Annotated in this window: 26 protein-coding genes; 15 read left to right on the forward strand and 11 right to left on the reverse strand. The window is 44.0% G+C overall.

The features are described 5' to 3' along the window. Positions 1 to 318: 318 nt before the first annotated feature. The 6 genes from ONT08_RS00130 to ONT08_RS00155 form a co-directional block, all read right to left on the reverse strand. Positions 319 to 1,518, reverse strand: a complete 1,200-nt coding sequence (locus ONT08_RS00130) for an ABC transporter permease (RefSeq protein ID WP_118199989.1) — start codon at positions 1,516 to 1,518, stop codon at positions 319 to 321. 82 nt (positions 1,519 to 1,600) lie between these two features. Next, complete coding sequence (locus ONT08_RS00135) at positions 1,601 to 2,245, reverse strand: ATP-binding cassette domain-containing protein (protein WP_264958667.1); 645 nt, start codon at positions 2,243 to 2,245, stop codon at positions 1,601 to 1,603. Positions 2,246 to 2,366: 121 nt separating this feature from the next. Beyond that, a complete protein-coding gene (locus ONT08_RS00140; protein ID WP_118199988.1) occupies positions 2,367 to 3,764 on the reverse strand; it encodes a DUF4836 family protein in 1,398 nt (465 codons plus the stop codon). A 14-nt stretch (positions 3,765 to 3,778) separates the two neighbouring features. Further along, positions 3,779 to 4,534, reverse strand: coding sequence for a 16S rRNA (uracil(1498)-N(3))-methyltransferase (locus tag ONT08_RS00145; protein WP_118189867.1), 756 nt, complete (start codon positions 4,532 to 4,534; stop codon positions 3,779 to 3,781). Positions 4,535 to 4,594: 60 nt separating this feature from the next. Continuing rightward, positions 4,595 to 5,158 carry a UvrB/UvrC motif-containing protein gene (locus ONT08_RS00150; protein ID WP_264958670.1) on the reverse strand — a complete coding sequence of 188 codons (564 nt, stop codon included), beginning with the start codon at positions 5,156 to 5,158 and terminating at the stop codon, positions 4,595 to 4,597. Positions 5,159 to 5,246: 88 nt separating this feature from the next. Continuing rightward, on the reverse strand, positions 5,247 to 6,548 hold the full coding sequence (locus ONT08_RS00155) for an MFS transporter (protein WP_117586501.1): 1,302 nt from the start codon (positions 6,546 to 6,548) through the stop codon (positions 5,247 to 5,249). A gap of 173 nt (positions 6,549 to 6,721) precedes the next feature. Between ONT08_RS00155 and ONT08_RS00160 the strand changes: the two genes are divergently transcribed. Next, positions 6,722 to 7,249: a chromate transporter gene (locus ONT08_RS00160; RefSeq protein ID WP_254973500.1), complete on the forward strand. Its 528-nt coding sequence runs from the start codon at positions 6,722 to 6,724 to the stop codon at positions 7,247 to 7,249. Between the two features lie 14 nt (positions 7,250 to 7,263). Then, positions 7,264 to 7,836, forward strand: coding sequence for a chromate transporter (locus ONT08_RS00165; protein WP_117586523.1), 573 nt, complete (start codon positions 7,264 to 7,266; stop codon positions 7,834 to 7,836). Positions 7,837 to 8,042: 206 nt separating this feature from the next. Here ONT08_RS00165 and ONT08_RS00170 read toward each other — a convergent pair whose 3' ends face one another. The 3 genes from ONT08_RS00170 to ONT08_RS00180 all read right to left on the reverse strand — a co-directional run bounded on the left by ONT08_RS00170 (position 8,043) and on the right by ONT08_RS00180 (position 9,996). Continuing rightward, complete coding sequence (locus tag ONT08_RS00170) at positions 8,043 to 8,690, reverse strand: DUF3256 family protein (RefSeq protein ID WP_264958673.1); 648 nt, start codon at positions 8,688 to 8,690, stop codon at positions 8,043 to 8,045. Between the two features lie 287 nt (positions 8,691 to 8,977). Further along, on the reverse strand, positions 8,978 to 9,205 hold the full coding sequence (locus tag ONT08_RS00175; protein ID WP_117586503.1) for a hypothetical protein: 228 nt from the start codon (positions 9,203 to 9,205) through the stop codon (positions 8,978 to 8,980). Between the two features lie 362 nt (positions 9,206 to 9,567). Beyond that, positions 9,568 to 9,996, reverse strand: coding sequence for a helix-turn-helix domain-containing protein (locus tag ONT08_RS00180; RefSeq protein ID WP_153085692.1), 429 nt, complete (start codon positions 9,994 to 9,996; stop codon positions 9,568 to 9,570). Positions 9,997 to 10,144: 148 nt separating this feature from the next. Between ONT08_RS00180 and ONT08_RS00185 the strand changes: the two genes are divergently transcribed. The 8 genes from ONT08_RS00185 (at position 10,145) to ONT08_RS00220 (ending at position 15,489) form a co-directional block, all read left to right on the forward strand. Then, entirely contained in the window at positions 10,145 to 10,450 is a 306-nt protein-coding gene (locus ONT08_RS00185) for a hypothetical protein (RefSeq protein WP_117586505.1), read from the forward strand. After that, positions 10,428 to 10,706 carry a hypothetical protein gene (locus tag ONT08_RS00190; protein WP_117586506.1) on the forward strand — a complete coding sequence of 93 codons (279 nt, stop codon included), beginning with the start codon at positions 10,428 to 10,430 and terminating at the stop codon, positions 10,704 to 10,706. The genes ONT08_RS00185 and ONT08_RS00190 overlap by 23 nt, the downstream gene beginning before the upstream one ends. 11 nt (positions 10,707 to 10,717) lie before the next feature. Next, positions 10,718 to 11,008: a hypothetical protein gene (locus ONT08_RS00195; protein ID WP_153085694.1), complete on the forward strand. Its 291-nt coding sequence runs from the start codon at positions 10,718 to 10,720 to the stop codon at positions 11,006 to 11,008. 5 nt (positions 11,009 to 11,013) lie between these two features. Further along, complete coding sequence (locus ONT08_RS00200) at positions 11,014 to 12,351, forward strand: DUF7833 domain-containing protein (protein WP_264958674.1); 1,338 nt, start codon at positions 11,014 to 11,016, stop codon at positions 12,349 to 12,351. After that, positions 12,335 to 12,958: a hypothetical protein gene (locus ONT08_RS00205; RefSeq protein ID WP_144150497.1), complete on the forward strand. Its 624-nt coding sequence runs from the start codon at positions 12,335 to 12,337 to the stop codon at positions 12,956 to 12,958. The genes ONT08_RS00200 and ONT08_RS00205 overlap by 17 nt, the downstream gene beginning before the upstream one ends. Before the next feature lie 112 nt (positions 12,959 to 13,070). Further along, a complete protein-coding gene (locus ONT08_RS00210; RefSeq protein ID WP_117586511.1) occupies positions 13,071 to 14,111 on the forward strand; it encodes a toprim domain-containing protein in 1,041 nt (346 codons plus the stop codon). A gap of 239 nt (positions 14,112 to 14,350) precedes the next feature. Continuing rightward, complete coding sequence (locus tag ONT08_RS00215; protein WP_264958676.1) at positions 14,351 to 14,782, forward strand: hypothetical protein; 432 nt, start codon at positions 14,351 to 14,353, stop codon at positions 14,780 to 14,782. Positions 14,783 to 14,907: 125 nt separating this feature from the next. Then, complete coding sequence (locus ONT08_RS00220; RefSeq protein WP_118313387.1) at positions 14,908 to 15,489, forward strand: hypothetical protein; 582 nt, start codon at positions 14,908 to 14,910, stop codon at positions 15,487 to 15,489. 560 nt (positions 15,490 to 16,049) lie between these two features. Here the strand turns inward: ONT08_RS00220 and ONT08_RS00225 are convergent. Both ONT08_RS00225 and ONT08_RS00230 read right to left on the reverse strand, forming a co-directional pair. Continuing rightward, on the reverse strand, positions 16,050 to 16,211 hold the full coding sequence (locus ONT08_RS00225; protein ID WP_153082140.1) for a hypothetical protein: 162 nt from the start codon (positions 16,209 to 16,211) through the stop codon (positions 16,050 to 16,052). A gap of 12 nt (positions 16,212 to 16,223) precedes the next feature. Beyond that, complete coding sequence (locus ONT08_RS00230; protein ID WP_264958678.1) at positions 16,224 to 16,943, reverse strand: hypothetical protein; 720 nt, start codon at positions 16,941 to 16,943, stop codon at positions 16,224 to 16,226. 161 nt (positions 16,944 to 17,104) lie between these two features. On the opposite strand from ONT08_RS00230, the gene ONT08_RS00235 reads away from it, so the two are divergent. The 5 genes from ONT08_RS00235 (at position 17,105) to ONT08_RS00255 (ending at position 19,864) form a co-directional block, all read left to right on the forward strand. After that, entirely contained in the window at positions 17,105 to 17,896 is a 792-nt protein-coding gene (locus ONT08_RS00235) for a ParA family protein (protein WP_117586516.1), read from the forward strand. A 45-nt stretch (positions 17,897 to 17,941) separates the two neighbouring features. Further along, entirely contained in the window at positions 17,942 to 18,253 is a 312-nt protein-coding gene (locus tag ONT08_RS00240; protein WP_264958679.1) for a hypothetical protein, read from the forward strand. Positions 18,254 to 18,428: 175 nt separating this feature from the next. After that, positions 18,429 to 19,322 carry a DNA cytosine methyltransferase gene (locus ONT08_RS00245; RefSeq protein ID WP_367398946.1) on the forward strand — a complete coding sequence of 298 codons (894 nt, stop codon included), beginning with the start codon at positions 18,429 to 18,431 and terminating at the stop codon, positions 19,320 to 19,322. Between the two features lie 12 nt (positions 19,323 to 19,334). Further along, a complete protein-coding gene (locus ONT08_RS00250; protein ID WP_117586517.1) occupies positions 19,335 to 19,580 on the forward strand; it encodes a hypothetical protein in 246 nt (81 codons plus the stop codon). Between the two features lie 8 nt (positions 19,581 to 19,588). Then, the gene (locus ONT08_RS00255) at positions 19,589 to 19,864 is read left to right on the forward strand and encodes a hypothetical protein (RefSeq protein WP_264914903.1); all 276 of its coding nucleotides are present in this window, start codon (positions 19,589 to 19,591) and stop codon (positions 19,862 to 19,864) included. Positions 19,865 to 19,923 lie beyond the last annotated feature (59 nt).

Here is a 19,923-nt window from a genome sequence, read left to right on the forward strand (position 1 = left end):
TCTATTACGGGTGCAAAATTAAACAAAAAATTCGATATAAGTGTTACAACAGCATGAAAAAATGTGTTTTGTAACATAAAAAAAAACTGCGTTAAGCAAATAACGCAGATTTTCTTTAATTTGTTATTTATAACGGGGGTTTGCTTATAGTTTTTCTGGGGGCTAAAAGCGGGGGACTGAGCTTTTATGACAGGCGATGGAATCGTCTGGAACGGAGGCTAGGCTCCCTTACACCTAGCTCTTAACTTACTTCCTTGCTCTTAACTTACACCTTATTCTAACCTTACTACTTGCTGCTAGAGCGAGGGCTAGGCACTCTTACTCCTTTCGCTGCCAGATGCTCATTACCTTGCGACGGATGGCTACGATGTTCAGAATTGAAACGATCAGGAACAGGATCAATCCTAGGGCGATGGCTGGGAGCATGGTGCCCTCGTCGATATCAGGGAAAAGGGTTTCAATGAAGCCCATGTAGTAATCGCGGAGGAAGAAGAGGATGAACCACGCGATGATGAGTACCACGATGTTCAGCGCGATGGTGAGCACCTGATATGGCTTTGCTACATTGTTCGGACTGTAACCTATCAGAAGAAGATTCTCCAACTTAGAAGAATTCTTCTGTACCAGCAGATAGATGCTGAGCATCAGAATGTAGAAACTCAAGACAGAGATAACCAAACCGATAATCATCACCATCGATACCATCATGCGGAGGAAATAGGTAGTCTTCTCTGCATCCAGTTTGTCTGTCTCTACCTCATAACCATTATCATCCAGGTATTTAGTAATGTTCTCGTCTCCCGGGTTTCCTACCTCTACGATGAGGCGGTTAGGATCGCTCTTCTGGTTTGGCGCAAATTCCTGGTTACTCCAGTCCATGAATGCCTGTGGAACAAGGATGGTGTTGAGTCGCGAAGAGAAACCGATTACCTTTCCCTTGAACTGCTCTTTCTTGCCGCCAGCCTGAATCTGGATATTGAAATCAATCATGCCCATCAGTCCATCGCTGATTTTAGGGAGCGAATGACTCTGGGCGAAACCGAAGTTATACATATTAATATAGGTACGCGGGAGGATGATTGGCACCTCCTGAGTTCCCGGCGTATATTTCCAGTTCTTGAGCGGCACATCAACAAAACCGTCAGGCACACTCTCGAAGAAGAGTTCGCTATTTAGAACGTTCACGCCGTTTACACCCATCTGGGCATCTACCTTATATTCAGTAGAGGTGAATTTTCCTATTTTCTTCACAAACTTCTGGTCTCCGATTTCATCGATTTCAGAACCCGAGAAGGTATTGGAACGGCCGCTGATGGTATTTCCCATACCTATCTTCTTGCTCATGATGAGGTAGTCGGCTTTCATGAAACTGTCTTGTTGAGTGAAGACAGGCAGCACGTCTTTATAAAACTGAAAGCCGAAAAGAACGATGAGCATACCGAAGAGATTGGCGAAGGCAAAGCCCGCAAACTGAGGTATGCTGATATGCTGACGCAATAATTTCCAAACGAGATTCATTTTAAATTTTAAATTTATAATTTATAATTTACAGTTTATAGCAAACTTGCTATTAACTATAAACTGTCAACTATTAACTTTACTAAAGTTTAAACACGTGCTCGTAGGGCAAGTCCATGTGCTTACCGATACTGGTTACGATGACGCCAGCCCCCTGCTCCTTCGCTTCGGTCATCATGATATCTGCCATGATGCGCGAATTGTTGTCGTCGAGGTGACTGATAGGCTCATCAGCCAGAATGAAATCGAAAGGCTGACAGAGCGCACGCATCATTGCCACACGCTGCTGCTGTCCGAACGACATTCTGCCGATTTTGGCATCTACCTTATCAGCAATACCGAGCATATCAAACCATTTCAGTATCTGCTCACGCGTCTTGAATCCGGTTATCTTGTTCTTAATTTCTACATTCTCCAGGGCAGTAAGCTCAGGGAAGAGACGGAGTTCCTGAAAGAGATGGCTGATGTGCTTTTTGCGCATCTCTACCCAGTCTTTCACCTTGTAGTTGGCGGTAACATCATTGTCGAACATCACGCTTCCGCTGTAGTCGTGACGATAGCCGAGCACATAGCTGCAGAAAGTACTCTTTCCGCTGCCACTCTCTGCCTCGATAAGATAAAGATGACCTTTCTCGAAGGTAACATCCTGCTTCCATATCTCCGAATTCAGGTCGTTGCGCTGGGCAAAAACCTGTGGGAGAACGGAATGAAGCTGAATCTTTTCCACTTTTTTTATGTTTAATGTTTAATCTTTTACCTTTAGACTTGGGGGGACTAGCGATAGAATCGCTAGGAACGGGGGCGCAGGAGGGGGTAAGGTTCTTTTTACTTTTTACCCTTTTACCTTTTTACTCTTTTACCTTTAAAGTATAGACCACCGAAGTAAGATTTCCGAAGACAGGGGTGAGCAGACCGGTTACGGTAGAGATGGCATCATCCTTGCCCGAGCTGTCACTATCAGAACTCTTGGCGAGATTGATGACCATTGCCAGTTTCTGACCGACGATGAGTTTCTGAATTTTTGCATCTATCGGATGATTACTTGGTTTCACGGCATATTGCGCCATCAGCTGGTCGCTTCCGCTAAAGAACTGCTTGTCATCCGTCACACCGAAATAGAACGAGGTCTTGCCATCGGTATAGAAGTAAGCATTCTTTCCCCAATTGGCAATCTTCGCACCAGCCGGACATGAAGTTTTCCAATAATCAACATCGCCCAACCACTTGGCATGCGACAGTTTAGCAGCCATCGTCATCTGCATATCGTTATCTGTAAGCGAAGGCATCACGATAGCCATATCTCCATCCACACTACGGATGATATTATCCATATCGATGGCCTGGTTGATACCCATCAGGAGGGTCTGAAGGCTGCGGTTGCTCTGCATCATCGGCAGGAACTGATCGCCCTTTACGTTCATAAAGATACCCGCCAGTGCATCAGCAGGCATCGACTTGACGTAGCTGCCCTTGACCGGACGATAGGTTTGAGCCGCCTTCTTCAGGGCCTCATCTATTTCTTTATTAAAGGAGAAGGTTTCTCCCTTCACCTGCAGGATACCGTCTTTCACGTCCATCTCGGCAGCAATCACTACCAGCGAAGGGTCGGTATCTTTAGGAGTACCAAGGGTAAATGGAGCTACGAACTTCTCCGGCAACGCCTGAGCCTGAGCCACCATAGCCATAGGCGAAGTGATAGTTTCCAGACGTTCAAACATAGGCGATGCGGTAATACCTTCGTCCTCATCAGCCTTCAGATATTTCACCATCTGCTGCTGGAGCTGGGCCTGCGCATCGGCTACAACCGGTCCCATAACGAGGAGTGCCTGATCAGAAAAGCCGACCAGCCACGAATTTTTCAATACAGAGAAATGAAAGCCTTTGCGCTCCTTCACCTCTGTAGCGATATGCTGTTTGGCAAGCGAAGCAAGCCAGTCTTCTACATCGCCCTCATCGCTCACCTTGGCACAAAGTCCGAGGTTGCCATCAGCACTCTCAAAGAGGAATATCTTCTCTGAGATGTCGATGCCACACTTCGATGCATCCTCAACGTGCAGCAGAGACTTGAGCATTCCCACCTTGTCTTCATCGCTTTTGCCGGATGCCATCTGCTGCATGTCAACAGAGATGAGCGCAGTACTTTTCTTTGGAATGGCATTGAGATAGTCAGTGCCCGAGCATGAACTCAGCAATCCCAATACGACAGCCAAGCACATGAACATCAAACTCTTATACAATCTTTTCATCACACTAGTAAATATTATAAAGCTCTTGCCAGATGGCACATGTTGACAGCCACCAATCCTGCTGTTTCCGTACGGAGGCGACTGGTGCCAAGCGAAACACTCTCATATCCGTTTTCCAGGGCCAGTCTCACCTCATCGATAGAGAAATCGCCCTCAGGTCCTACCAGCACGGTGATGTCATCGGCACCCTCCTGGGCTGCTCCGGCAGAATCATCAGCTGGACATGACTTGGAAATCTCGGCAAAAAAGTCTTTCTTTTCTATCTCCTCATAACAATGGCAGATAAACTTTCTGCCATTGCGGGGAGCCGTAATAAAATCTTTAAAGTTCTGCAGTTCGTTGACTACAGGTTTCCAAGCCTTGTGGCTCTGCTTGACGGCAGAAACCACAATCTTGTCTATGCGGTCTATGCGGATGACCTTGCGTTCAGAGAACTTGCAGTTGAGGAAAGAGATTTCATCGAAGCCGATTTCCGTAGCCTTCTCTGCCATCCATTCAATGCGGTCCATCATCTTTGTCGGGGCGATGGCCAGGTGAATGTGTCCGCGCCAGGCAGGCTGCTGCGGCATAACCTCCTTCACCTCATAGATGCACCGTTTGTTGGTAGCCAGCGACACTTCTGCACGGTAGAACACCCCCTTGCCATCCATCAGGAACAATTCGTCCCCCGCCTGGATACGCAAAACCCTGAGTGCATGAGTAGCCTCTTCCTGAGGTAGTTCTGTCTGTGTAGCCGCATCTGGCACATAGAAAAATCTAACTTCTTTCATTTCCTCTTATTGTTACTTTTTCTTCTTATTTTTCTGTTATTCCGTAAGAATATCCTTTAATTATTCACTTTTTTTGCCTTTGCGGCGCTCTATCTCATCGCGAATGGCTGAGGCTGCTTCGTAATCTTCTTCATTAATGGCACAATCCAATGCTTTTTCGAGCATCTGGTCTGGCAAGCTCAAGAGTGAAACGGCACAAGAAGTCGTACTCATATCATTTTTATTAAAAGGAGTAGAAAGTTCCTTTATAACCATCTCTGTGGTATACATTTCTATATCCGCAGCCACAGACAGCAACACAGCCTGGTCTGTCTTGATGCTCATACGTTCATTTGTGATTTTATTCACAAGAGTAGCATATACTCCCCTCTCTGGCGTAGCATCGAATTCGAGATAGAAATCGTCTACATTTTGCCTGTCAAATAGTGTCCAAAGTACAGAGATCACATCATTTTTAAAATCAGAAGTTTTCAAATTACATGCCTTCAGCTGCTCTGCCACATATTCAGTAGTCGTAATAGACAAAGCTCTTTTTTCGGATTCGTCTACCAAACTAATAATACATGTTCCGAAACCTTCCGGAATGGCAAAGCAGACAGCGAGTTTAAGTTTGTACAACATCATTATGTACCCTTTCTTTATTTAAATTTATTTATATTCTTACGTAACATTCTGTTTTTACTCTCGCGTTGAGTATGACACTTTTTCTTCCTTATTTCTGTTCTTTCTTCGGACGGAAGAGGACAGCAAAGGCTACAGCTACCACGAGCGCATAACCGGCAAAGATGAACCAGCAGGTTTTCCAGTCACCCATCAGGTAGCCATCATCTGTCCAGTGGCAGTAATGGTTGATGACCATACCTGCGAGAATGGTTCCGATAGATGCTCCCAGACCATTGGTCATCAGCATGAACAGACCTTGAGCCGATGCTCTTACCTTCACATCACATTTTTGGTCTACGAACAGACCGCCCGACACATTAAAGAAGTCGAAAGCTACACCATAAACGATGCATGAGAGGACGAATAAGCTAACACCCGGGAATGCAGGATTGCCCAATCCGAAGAAGCCGAATCGCAAAACCCATGCCAACATCGCGATGAGCATCACAACCTTGATGCCATATCGCTTCAGGAAGAATGGAATCAGAAGGATGCAGAGCGCCTCGGCCACCTGAGAGATGGATACCAGGAGCGTAGCATTGTTAGCAGCAAAGGTATCAAGCATCGTTGGATCGCCCTTGAAACTGGTAATGAACGGAGTGGCATAGCCATTGGTTACCTGCAGACTCATACCGAGCATGCAAGAGAAGATGAAGAACATCGCCATCTCACGGCTCTTGAAGAGTTTGAAGGCATCGAAACCCCATGTCTCAACCCAACTCTTAGCCTCTTTCTTCACTACAGGACAGCTAGGCAATGAGAAGCAATAGAGGAAGAGAAGAATGCTGAGCACACCCGATACCAGGAACTGATGATGGGTATACTGGAACTTATGGGCGTTCTCACTCAACAGGAACGAGAATGAACCGTTGTCCCAGGTAGCACAGTTCACTATCCACATCGTAAGGATGAAACCCACGGTTCCGAACACACGGATTGGCGGAAAAGCCTTCACGGTGTCGAGCCCGTTGCTCTTCAATATACTGAATGCCGAAGTATTTGACAATGCCAATGTAGGCATATAGAAAGCCACGCTGAAGGTGTAAACGGCAATAAACATTGCCTCATTAGGAGTCTGACTGGCCTGTCCCATACCGAACAGACCTATCATGGCTGCTCCTGCCAAAAGGTGACAATAGCCCAAAAGACGTTGCGGCTGGATATACTTATCTGCCACAATGCCCATCAATGTAGGCATAAAAATAGATACGATTCCCTGTATGGTATAGAACCAGGAAATCTCGGCACCCATCCCAGCCTTGCCGAGATAGTTGCCCATAGACGTAAGATAAGCTCCCCAAACTGCAAACTCCAGGAAGTTCATCACTGCTAGGCGTACTTTCAGATTCATAGTTTAATGTCTTTTTATTATCAAATATTAGCTGCAAAGATACAAATTTTCGGGTAAAAAGCACACGATTTTGAAGATTATCCGCATGAAAGCTAGCATATTTAACAAATTATGTGTATTTTTGCAGCCGATTTCAACAGATATAAGAGAAAAATAATATAGAAACAACAGATATGTTAGTAAAATTTTTCCTCACGTGCAATAAAATCGGGGCTTTCACGCTAGGCGGAGGTTACGCCATGATACCGATCATGGAACAGGAATTTGTAGACAAGAACAAGTGGATGGACAAGCAGGAGTTCATGGATATCATGGTAGTGGCGCAGACCACTCCGGGCATCTTCGCCATCGACATGGCGAGTCATATCGGCTATAAGCTGAAGGGAGTCTGGGGAGGCATTGTGGGTGCCATAGGCATCGCCCTGCCTTCTATCATCGCCATTCTCATCATCGCCATGTTCTTCCAGCATTTCAAGGACAATTATTGGGTGGGCAAGTTCTTCATGGGTGTGCGCCCTGCCGTGGTAGCGCTCATTGCTGCGCCTTGCTTCAAGATGGCAAAGACGGCAAACATCAACCGCTACAACATTTGGATTCCAGTGGTTTGCTGTCTGCTGATTGCAGCATTCGGCATCTCCCCTATCTACATCATCACCGCAGCCGGTGTGCTGGGATGGCTTTATGGAAAGGTAAAAAAGTAAAAAACATAGAGATTATGCTATTTCTGAAATTATTTCTGATATTTACCAAGATTGGTACATTTAATTTTGGTGGCGGATATGCGATGCTTTCGCTCATCCACAACGAGACGGTAGTGAAGAATCATTGGCTTACAAATGCTGAGTTTACGGATATAGTGGCTATCAGCCAGTCTACACCGGGCCCTATCGGCATCAACTGTGCCACCTACGTAGGCTATACCACCTGCCTTCACGACGGCTATCCTGTCTGGGCAGCCTGGCTGGGTTCAATATTGGCTTCGCTCTCCATCATGTGGCTGCCTTTCATCATCATGATTCTCATCAGCCGTTATCTGATTACGCACAAGGATTCTAAAATCGTAAAAGATATCTTTGCGGGACTTCGCCCTGCCATCATCGGACTGATAGCTGCTGCCGCTGTTCTCCTGATGAATAAAGAGAACTTCGGATCACCAACCGACAATCCGTTTGTCTTCGGAGTAAGCGTCGTGCTGTTTCTGGCTGCTTTCTACTTCACAAAATTCAGAAAGACCAACCCTATCCTGCTGCTTTTCATCTGCGGTATCATCGGAATGGTTATCTTCTAAACATCGCCCTGCAGTCTGAACCAACGGCCTCAAGCCGATGGGTAAGACAAGGGGCTGATGCCTTCAGATAGGGACAAAAAAAATTGATTGTCTCACGACAACCAATCTTTTATTAACCTTAATAATCTAATACCATGAAAAACACGATGCAAAGGTACAAATAATCTTGTAACCTGCAATAGTTTATAGCAAAAAACTTCAAGAATTTAACTCTCCTTAAAAGTTTTGCCATTCCAATTAAACTTTCTTTGCAGTTTTATTGCATTTACAGCCTTCTTATCGTCAGCAGACAGGAAAGGTAAAGCCAAGCGCACTACGAGGCTGTTTTCATATTGCAGGAGCAGAGCACTCACGGTTTTGAGTTCAATTTTCCCCTTGAGTTCCTCAAACTTAGCCTCGCTCATCGTATCGGGTTTGGCAACAAGACCGGAAGCCAGTTGCTGCAAAGATTTTCCATCGAAAATTCTGCTGGCATCCTGCTCCTGCCAATCCTGATTAAAGAGATAGAGTTCGCTCTCCTTCTCTACTCCGGCAAAAGTCTTCACCACGCAAAGCAGCGAATCACCGTTAGCCGATGGCAGTTTCTTCATCTGCAAAGTAGCGCTCTTACTCGTTCTCAACTGAGCGAAATCAGCAGTCAGCGTATCCATCACACTCGTTTCACCTAACAGATTCTTCACTTCCGCCTTCACTCCCATCTCCTGCAGCTCAGTAAATTCCAGCCGCAGGTTGTGGTTGAGATAAGGCACAACAGAATCGGGCATCGAAACCAGCAAATCCTTCATCGACTTGGCTTCCATGCCCACGCTTGCCATCATCAGGCAAGCGCATAATATATATTTTATCTTCTTCATCACTACAATTCCTTAGACCACTTCTTTCCCCAAGGAGTAAAGAGCCATGCAAGAAAGGCCAATGCTACTATTGAGCACACGGCAAAAGTTAAAGCCAATGTATTCATATATTTATCTTTTAGAAATTAACAAACCATCTACCCAGCAAAAAATACTGCGGTGAATTGTTACTTCATCTTTACAATTCCTTTGACCATTTCTTCCCCCAAGGAGTGAAGAGCCAAATCAAAAATGCCGTAGCCGGAACTAAGCATATTGCAAAAGTTAAAGCCAATGTATTCATACTCTTAACGTTTAGAAATTACATAACCAATAATTGATAAGACTGCAGACAACACTACGCCCAACAAAATGGCACTTATGGTACCGCTTTCATTAGTCTCAACTATACCAAATAATGCAGCCAACCCACCTAAAACCATAATAGTATAGGTGGATTTACTCATATCAAAGAAATACTTTACTACAGTTTCTTTGGTAAATTTTTCCTTTTCTCTATCTTCTCTTGCAGTCATATTTCTCTATTTTCCGACAAAATTACGGAAAATAAATGTAACTTGCAAATGATTTGCTCATTTTCTTTCGAAATTTAACCTAAAAAAGACGAAAAAGAGGAAAGCGCTTCATTACGAAACACTTTCCTCTAATTATCTAATCATTAATCGTACAATCTTCTTTCAGAAGAGATTTACTCCTCTACAGCAGCCTGCGCCGCAGCAATATTATCAGTATGGGAAGCCCTTTCCGTAGGTTACTCTAAACATAGGATAATATTTCCTTCTGTCTATGTAAAGGCTTTACACCTTATTATATTTATATACATATTTATATATATAGTTAATTCATTATCTATTTTTCATGAAATCGTGATGGATGATTACGCATTCTTTTTCTGCAACGGCATAGGCACATCCACATTTGAGTTCTTGCCACCAAGCATTTGGATAGTTTCCTTCAATGCTTGCACCTGTCCCTTTAGAAATATAATCTCCTGGTCTTTTGCATCAGCAAGGCTCTGTTGTCGTTTCTTATATAGGATTGCTGCATCCTCTTCCTGCGCCACGCCTACAGTTTCTTCTTTAGCAACGTAGCCTTCGCCGCCATTCTTCATGTATTTTGTTCCGCCATAGAAGAAATCAATAGTTACACCGAGAGCATCACAAATTTTCTCCAACATGCCAGATTTAACATCCTGCACCTTGAAGGCATTGCTCAAGTTTGGCTGAGTCATATTTAGTTTTTCTGCCAAATCAACGATGCTCACTTTACTTTTTGATAAAGCCTTACGCAACTCCAATCCATTCATATTTATTTATATTATAGTTAATTAATCATAAATTTATCAGCCTTTATTAATAATATTATCAGCTTTTTATTATCTTTGCACTCGAAATAACGAAATAGTAACGTTCGTAAAACGAAATACGTTTGCAAATATACATAAAAAATACAATATGAGCAAGAATAACTTTGAAATTTTAACCGAAGTTTATTCTGGAACCTCAATAGGCGAAAGAATAAAAAAGAGAGAGCAGGTCATCAGCGACTACCTCAACGTGTATGGGCAACTCATCCTGAACAAGGTGCTGAAACCAACCCCTGTGATGGAACACCTTGCCAAGAAATACAACTTTTCTCGCTGTGGTGTCTTGAAGATACTGAAGGAAGCAGGAATATATCATGGGCGTTCAAATCCTGTGGTATATCCAAGTGAGTTGAACAATAAAACAGAAATTTATGGAACAGCGAATCGTGTTTGAGGACAAGAATGTCAGTTACAAGACATTTCTTGAAGACTTAGCTACTTTCCTGGCACCAAAGATTGCGCTCTTGATAAAGAATCCTCCAAAAAAGTATTATAGTGAGCGAGAAAGTATGAGAGTGTTCGGTTCTGGGAATGTGCGCCGTTGGATTAAGGAAGGCAAGCTCAAACCTTTTTCCAAGAGAAAGGGAAAGACAGAATACAAAGTCAGCGACCTTCAGGAGTTACACCGAAGAGAGCAAGACTACTTTTAAAGCAAAGAGCAATGTACAGAATCAAAAGATATTATCAAGTAGCAGAGAAGCAACCTTGGCTTATAGACCTCCTCGTGAAGTTGAAGCCTTCGTACTTTGCCCCTTGCCAAGGCATAGAAGAGTGCAAGCTTGCACTCCACAACCTAGGCGAGGACATAAAAAAGCAAGAGTTAAGTTGGAAAAGAGGAAAATTTCTCCTTTCCTACATACGAGACATAACAGAGAAAGACGATGAAATCATCATCAGCTACAAAGGCGGCAAGCCCTGCGTGTCTTTCAAAATAGAGGAATCAAAAGCTTAAGAATCATGAACATAGCAGACAATAGTTGGATTAAGTTGCCACGCAACTTTGTAAATTGGAGTTGGTACCATGACGCAAACATGGTGCAGCTATATCTGTACCTTCTTCTCAACGCCAACGTTTATGATGTCAAGTACAACGACATCACCATCAAACGTGGCGAATGCCTTGTTTCCCTCAACCATTTATCTAAGGAAACTGGGATTTCATTGCAGAAGCTTCGAACAGGGCTCGCAAGACTCCAGCGCACCAAAGAAATCGAATATAAGAAGTTGCAGAACGGAAGAATCATCGTTCTTGTCGATTTCAACAAGTTTCAGCCTATCGGAATAGACGAGGCTGCTCCAGATTGGATAAAGTTATATCGCAAGATTTGCGATTGGGGTTGGTATCATGAGCCAAACATGGTGCATTTGTATGTGTACTTCATGTTGAAAGCAAAATTAGTCATAAACAACGACAGCAGAAGTGAAGCATGGCAGCTCAATTCCACCTTGCGTTTATTGACAAAAGCAACCGGCATTTCCGAGAAGAGCATCAGAACTTGTCTAGCCAGATTACAACGAACTGGCGAAATCTCGTATTTACCAGGGGTGGCACATAAGCAAAGCGTCATAACTCTCTGTAATTATGATAGTTATCAAGCTACAAAAATTTCAACTAACACAGTGTTAACACAAGAGAGGCACAATAATATAGAATCCGTGTCAGAACATAACAACTCACAAATATCGGCACAAAAAGAACGAGACATAACTCGCTGTAATTATGATAGTTACCAAGCTACAAAAATCTCAACTAACACGGTACTAACACAGGAGCAACATAGTTCTAACACGGTACTAACACAGGAGCAACATAGTTCTAACACGGCTTTAACAACACTAAAAGAATATAAGAATAAAAGAATAAAAGAAATAAAGAATATCGACGACGACATCGCGCACGTGCGTGAGGGGGATTTCGTCGAAGTTTTAGAAGTGACCGAGGTGGAGAAAGAAAACGAGCAAAAGAAATCAAACAAAGAAAATTTTGCCGACCTCGTGAAGTCAGAAACCGCATGGTTAGCTGCCATTCAGAAAAAATACAAGCTCTCCACATCAGAGGAAGTGAAGAACAAAGTTGACGAGTTCGAGATTGAACTAGTCTGCCGTGGCAAGGATAAGCATGAGGATATGAAAGACTTCAAGTGTCATTTCTGCGACTGGCTTGAAAAGAATTTGAGAACTATCAACCAACCTCAGGCTTCCAACCGTTCCACATCACCAACCTCAGAGCGTTGGAGCGGCGAGAAGTTTGTACCAAAAAGTTCGGAAGGAGGCATCTATGAAGGAAATTTCTAACATGGGGTTCACCCCAGAGCTGTGCTTTGAGCATCTGCTCTATCATTTCGCCCAAGAGGTGAAAAAGAGAGAGAAGTCTTTCGTTGCCGAACCATCCCAGATGGAAAGCATGAAAAAAGTTGCTTCGTGGTTAACAACTGGAAAGGAGCACTGCTGGCTTGTCCTCAACGGCATCACAGGCAACGGAAAGACCACCTGCGTGAAGGGGATGCGAAGCTTCATCAACTGCTGTAAGATTCCCGATCCTAGCAATGGCGAAGGCAGCGTGTTCAGCTCCAAGGCAGGAATCTGGCTAGTCACGGCTAGAGAACTCTACCAGATGTTCGTAAGTAACAAGCCCAAGTTTGAGCGATGCGCCAACACCTACATCCTCGCCATCGACGAGCTAGGAACGGAAGAAACGGACTTCTGCGAGTACGGAAACAGATACAAGCCCATCGAGCAGCTGTTGTCGTATCGCTACGACAAGATGCTCCCGACCATCATCACCACCAACTTGCCGATGGCAGACATACGCCCGAAATATGGTGACAGGCTTGCGGAAAGGCTCAACGAGCTGATGGAAGTGGTACACATGCCAGACATCAACTTCCGCAAGATTCACTAAAAAGCGTAAAAACAGCGCTCAGGACGACTTTTCCGAGGCAAGCAATAAATTCCTCACAGAAACAAACAAAACGTCTCAAATCGCAAATAAAGCGGCAAAAATTAGGTTTTACATGGAAGAATACAAAACAATTTTGAAGAAAACAGATGGAGGACTGGATATTTTCAGCTATTATCTGGGTAAGGAGTGCTTGAAGAAAAAGTTCAAGAGCCCCTTCAGAAGTGGCGACAACCGTCCGTCCTGCCATCTGTATCTCAACGAGCCTCCAGGAGAGCAAGCCTACTACTATCTCCAGGACTTTGGCGACAGCAGATGTAGCGGCAACGCCTTTGCAATCGCTGCAAGGGTGCTGAACATGAGCATCCGCAATGATTTCAAGGCCGTATTGGAGAGAATCGACCAGGACCTGTGCCTGGGAGTCTTTGAGGAGAACAAGGGAAAGTACTCCTCAAAGCCCCAGTTCAACAGAGCTGCCATCAAGCAAGAAATCAGCAAGAACAAGACATCAAGTATCAAGACTTTCATGCCTGTCATACAAGAATTTATGTCTTGGGAACTAGAGTATTGGAACAAGTATGGAATCGATGTCAACACCCTACGTCGCTATCATGTTCACAGCCTAAGAAGCGTGACTTTCAATAAAGCCGACGGCAAGAGTTTCAACATATTTGGTTCCAAGGCCATCCCAGCCTACGGCTATTTCTTCAACGACATGAAGGGCATCAAAGTATATCGTCCTAAGGCAGAAAACAGATTTCTGTATGGCGGCGACCTGCCAACGCCATATGTGTTTGGATGGGAACAGTTGCAAGAAAACGGCGACATGGTGTTCATCACTGGTGGAGAAAAGGATGTCCTGTCCCTTGCTTCCCATGGCTACAATGCCATAGCATTCAACAGCGAGACGGCAAAGATACCTGCAGACAAAATAAAGCTGCTTTCCCAGAGATTCAGAAAAATTATATTTCTTTACGATTCTGATACTACAGGCATCAAGGAATCCAAGAGCAGAGTGGAAGAGTACAATGGCAATTACAACGTTTTCAGATTGGAGTTACCTCTCAGCGGAACCAAGCAAGAAAAGGACATTAGCGACTATTTCGCCTTAGGAAGAACGACACAAGACCTACAAAAGTTAATAAACAAGATGTAGGAACATCATGATGATAAAAGTAAATGAGTGAAACGAATAAATATTTAACAATCATGAACAAGCAAAAGAACGGAAAAGCACTGCATTTGGAACACGCAGCAGAAGAAATCTGCTTTGAGTCCTTGACAGTGAAAGATCAAGAAAAACTGCAAGAATTTGGCATAAATCCTTCCTCGATACCAGAAGAAGTATATTCCATCGACTGTAGCAGCCTGAACAGAGTGTGGCACGGAATAGGAATGAGAAACGTACACGGAGGCGTGGAGTTCATCAGCCTGACGGAGATGAAAAGACCAACGACAATTCATCGCAAGGGCATCACATTGCAACTTTCTAAAAAAGGCTCAGTCGCTAGTTGCTGCCTTTTTAGTAATTTCATGGACTATCTGGCCTATCTCTCTTTGTCGAAGGACGGCAAGATTGCACTCCCCAAGGAATGCGATTGCATCATCCTCAACCACCATTTCAACCTCTCTCACTTTCTCGTAGAAAGCGAGGAGTACGAGGAAGTGAACCTGTTCTTGCCCAACAGTTCAGCAGGAAAGGTGCTAACGAGAACCATCATGGACAGAAATCCGGCCGCAGTGGACTGGTCGGGAAGTTACATACACTTTCAGAGCCTTCGCTCATACGCCTATTACAAGTTCATAAAAAACAAAGAGAGCCTATGAAAATAGTGGGAATAGCATTCGGTGTTGCCGTCATTGGCATCATCATCGCCTTCATCTATGAGATTAAGTTCACTTACAGAGATGGGGACTTATGGAAAAAGTAAATGATATAAAACGCAAACCTTATGAGAAATAACGGAATCCTTAACATTGACGTTGCTAGGGCAGATTTGCCCATGCAACCAGAATATTGGATAGAAGAGACTTACGTATCAAGATACGAGAAACTTCTTAGAGTGATAGAAAAGAAGACCTCTTTTCTGCCATATCGCAACACAAAGGTCATCAGGGAAATTTCCTTTGAGGTTCCAGCATCCACCACGCTGGAGCAAATAAAGGAAGTAAGTCTGGCATTTGAAAAAAGATTCAAGGTATCATGTTTTCAAATCAGCATAGACCGCTCAGTGCAGGTAGCCCACCTGTTGTTTGCCTGGATAGACATGGAAACAGGCAAGGCCGTCAAGCTCGATGTCAACACCTTGAAACGTGCCACAGGTATGTTTCTGAGAAGACTTAAGCTTCCTCATCCCAAGGACTATGACAAATGGATAAGATATGTCCTTATCGATGCCTATGAGGAATGTCCAGATGTCTTCAAGCAACAATACAGGGCCATTTGCAAGGAAGACAAAGAGACTGAAAGCAGTTGCATTATCAGAGATGCCCTTGCCTATGCCGAACTTATGAGCAAAGGGCAAGCAAAGTAAAATAGCACCGAAATATTTCAAATAGAGTAGATGTAGGGGATTACTCCCCTACATCCTACTCTATTGTTCTATAAAAGCAATCTTTTCCCTTTTATACAGTGAGTAGTCAACACGTCCTACCAAGTCACCCTCATACCTTACCAATTCCTCATAAATGAAGTTATAGTGCTTTGCCATGCTGCCTATTGCTTAGTACACGTTCAAAAATAGCATTAATGCTATTCTCTGTAAATGTTTGACTATAGGTCTTACCTTGGACATGAGTGTCCAAGGTAAACCCCATAGGTGAGACATTCTTGTTGTTCTGCCCTATCTTATATTTTCTCATCCTCTCGTTAGCCTTGAGGATTGTCTCTTCTGATACCTTACACATAATTTATGCCACAAAGGGACTTTATTAAATTTATTCCGCTGCAAAAGTATGACAAATAATTCTAATCTCCAAACTTTTATGAGTTTTAATGGCTTACAAACAAAAAACTCCTGATTCTCTCGAACCAGGAGCGTTGAACCTTATATATAATGATTTTGCAATTTAAACTACAGAATTTGCCATTAAACTATAGTGAATGGTCATGAAGCCAAGCCTTCTGGGAATAGCTTAGTCTATCCCAGTTGGTCTTAGAGCGTCTTCTTTTCTTTTTATTTCCACCACCAACTACCGCTTCCACGGTTTTCTTGCCGAGCCAACCGGCAAATGCCAAAGTTAATAAAGCCTCCATAATCGTAACGTCTTATTTGTTAATACTAAATGTTCCTACAGGGATGGCTGTAGCCGTAATGATTGACATGTAGAAGATGCCATACTCTCCTGGTTCTGCCTCTGATGCCGGAATCTCCAAGAGATAGCTTTGGTTTCCATACTTATGACCAGTGAAAGCAACATATCCTCTTTTTTTGGTCTCAGCACTGCCAATCAAGGCTGGCTTAAACTCCATCCATTGGATTCTTCTGTCCTTCTTTGATACTTTGAAACGTACAATGCGGTAAATCTCCATTGGATCGTACTCGTTCTTCTCTCCCTTGATGAGTAAGCGGATGCCATTATTTGCATTCTTCACGGTGTAGGCAGATTTGCCACCTGCGAAAGCAATGTCCATACCCTCTGCTCCTGCGAGGGTATTCACTGCATCGGCAGCTTGTCCTACTCCAGCTGCTGTTCCCATCACACGAACACCATTAATTATACCAGAAGCACTTCCAGATGTACTGGCCCCTATCATACCTCCTGCAAACCCCAAGTCTCCAACAGCTCCTGCTATCTTGGCAAATTTGCCGAATTTATTCTGATGCTTGGAAATCATTCCGTCCTCTTTTGGGAGCGCATCAAAAGTGGAATCACTTGTGAGCACGCAATAGCTGTTAATAAACTCAGGCTCTGGAGCCGTTACCTGTTGGGCAAATCCTGTGGAAGTTGCAGCCAACATCATCATTGATGCAAAAATTTTCTTCATATTACTTATGTTTTAAGAACTTTTTCTGATGCAAAGGTACAAAAAAACATTTATATAAGCAAATAATTAAATAAATATTTTGCTATATTAATAATTAATTATATCTTTGCAGTCAAATATCATTATTTAATAATATCTTTATATAAAAATATAACGCAATTATGAAACATTACGCAAAGATTATTTCCTTCGCCAACCACAAAGGTGGCGTTGGTAAGACAACGACAACAGCAAGTATGGGTTCAATCCTCGCCTCCAAGGGTTACAAGGTTCTCTTGGTAGATTTGGATGCCCAGGCAAACCTCACGAGTTCACTCTTGAAGAAAGAGGTCACAACCACCATCTATGATGGCTTGAAATCCCAGTCCTCCACCTCCCTTTATATATATAAGGTACGTGAGGACATCCGTTTGGACATGATACCAGCCGATTTGAACCTAGCCCAGGCAGACTTGGAGTTGGCAGGAAAGATGGCGAGAGAGAGAATCCTCTCAGAGTTGTTGGAGAACTACAAGAGCGAGTACGACTACATCCTCATCGATTGCCCACCTTCCCTTGGGTTGCTCACCCTGAATGCCCTCACGGCATCCGACTATGTGATTATCCCTTTGGTAGCAGAAGTCTTGCCATTTAACGGATTGAAGATGATCTTCGACTTCATCAACCAAATTAAGAAGTTCCTCAATCCAAAGGTAAACATCTTCGGTATTGCCATCACTCGATGGGAAGGAACGAAGCTCAGCAAGAACATCGAGGAAGGTTTGAGAAAGCAGCTGGACGATTTAGTGTTCACGACAAAGATTCGCAAGAATGTCACCATCGCCCAGGCACCATTGGAGGCAACGAACATCGTTGACTACGACAAGAAGAGCAATGGCGCACAGGACTACATCGCCCTGACCGAGGAGTTTTTGGAGAGAATGGTATTAAACAATGTAACCATCAGCAAGTAGAACGTAAAATTAGCAGTTATGTCAAAGAGCATCAATTCAAACGCAATGGATTCCCTGTTACAAGGGTTGACAGGGAAGACCGAGGAACAGGAAGCTGTTCCTACACAAGAATGTCCTAGCGAGGCTCCTTCACCTACCAGGCGAAAGGAGAAACCACGCTATGAGGTAATCAGCACCATGGTTGATCCAGATGTGATGAGTAAGGTACGAACCATCGCCGACATCGAGGGAGTGGCCATCAAGGAAATCATCGGAGTTGGCCTCGATATGTTTATCCGCAAGTATGAGGAGCTTTATGGAAAGGTGCGTGTGAAAAAGCCCAGAAAAGGGGATATTTCCCAAATCTTCAACTCGTAGGCATCGTTCCCCTTCCTCCCAGTGCGGCAGCAGGTTTAATAATCTATACCTGAAAACACCGAGGGGTGAAAGGGGGCGAGAAGCCCCATTAACAAACGATACCACCATCAAGAACACCTTGACCCATGCTAGTGTATTTTCCGGGATAGGCGGAGCGGAGCTTGCAGCCTCCTGGATGGGATGGAAGAATCTCTTCCATTGCGAGATACAGCAGTTTCCAAGGCAAGTTCTTGACTATTGGTTTCCAAATTCAGAAAGTTATGCAGACATCACCAAGACAACCTTCACAAAGTGGAAAGGAAAAGTCGATGTTCTCACAGGCGGATTTCCCTGTCAGCCCTTCAGCTATGCAGGAAGCAGAAAAGGAGCGGAAGATGACCGCTACCTCTGGTCTGAAATGCTACGAGCGATTCGGGAGATACAGCCCACTTGGGTCGTTGCTGAAAACGTTGTTGGCATCACGACGATGGTACAACCCAGCAGTGTCACTGAAATGGGACGTTCAGACTTTCTCTTCGAAGAAAGTGTTGTATGTAGAGAAGAATACAGGTACATCCTCGATGCCATCTGTGAAGACATTGAGCGAGAAGGATATGAAGTCCAACCGCTTGTTATTCCAGCTTGTGCCACAGGAGCGCCCCATAGAAGAAACAGGATATGGATTGTTGCCCACCGTACAGACACAGGGCTTGAAACGTTGCAACAAGAAGGGCAAGACGGAGTTTCTGCCCCTGCACCTCCTCCCTACGCCTACAGCTGCGGAGGCGACCAAGTACACCACCAAGCTCAATTCCAAGAGCCAGATGGGAATGGGACTGACAGCCCTTGCCATGAACGGCAAGCTGCCATCACCGAAGAAAGTAGCAGAGGAAACCGGGGGTTCACAGGGTTCCCGTCAGTTCAACCCACTATATGCAGAGGAGATGATGGGCTTCCCTTCGATGTGGACGACCTTGCCATTTCTGAAGGAAAATGGAGAAAGGAATCCATAAAGGCATACGGCAATGCCTGGGTTCCGCAAGTGGCTTTGGAGATATTCAAGGCCATAGAAGAGTATAATAACAATTAAAGAACAAGACAGATGAGAAAATTTTTCAAAGACAACATTTGGCTATTTGCCATTGTCGCCGCAATCTTGGTCATACAAGGTATATTGGGCTATTACAGGAAGAACCAAGTTGCCGAAATGAACAGACTTTCCGGCAAAGAGAAAGTAAAAGGCCGTGACATATCACGTACCATAGATGAGTTCAAGTATAAAGGAAAGACCTACACCTTTGTCATCTATGAGAGAGGTGTAAACATGGAAGTAAGAGAACTAAAATAAGTTGCACAATGGAAAAAGTTGACATATTTGACCAAGAAATTGGCAGGGCAGCCATAGAATGCAACGGCAACCTTGTAGTGGTTTTCAATGGCAAGAAAGCATTTTGGTTCAAGGAACAAATCGAGAGTTTTGTAAAAGAGCATCCCGAAGCACCTCTTCCACTCTCTGTGTTTTGCGTGGCAGTCTCGAAAGTAGGCGAACCTTGCAAGTACAAGAGCACAGGCAATTCCTTCAGTTTTGTGGCTAGAAGCGTTTCCCGCAGAGAAGCATTGTCGGAATATTAAGCAATACCAGAAATCAAGATGAAAGTCATATTATTACCAAAAAATGTTTGGGGATGCAA

Source organism: Segatella copri, from assembly GCF_026015465.1.
GTDB lineage: Bacteria > Bacteroidota > Bacteroidia > Bacteroidales > Bacteroidaceae > Prevotella > Prevotella copri_E.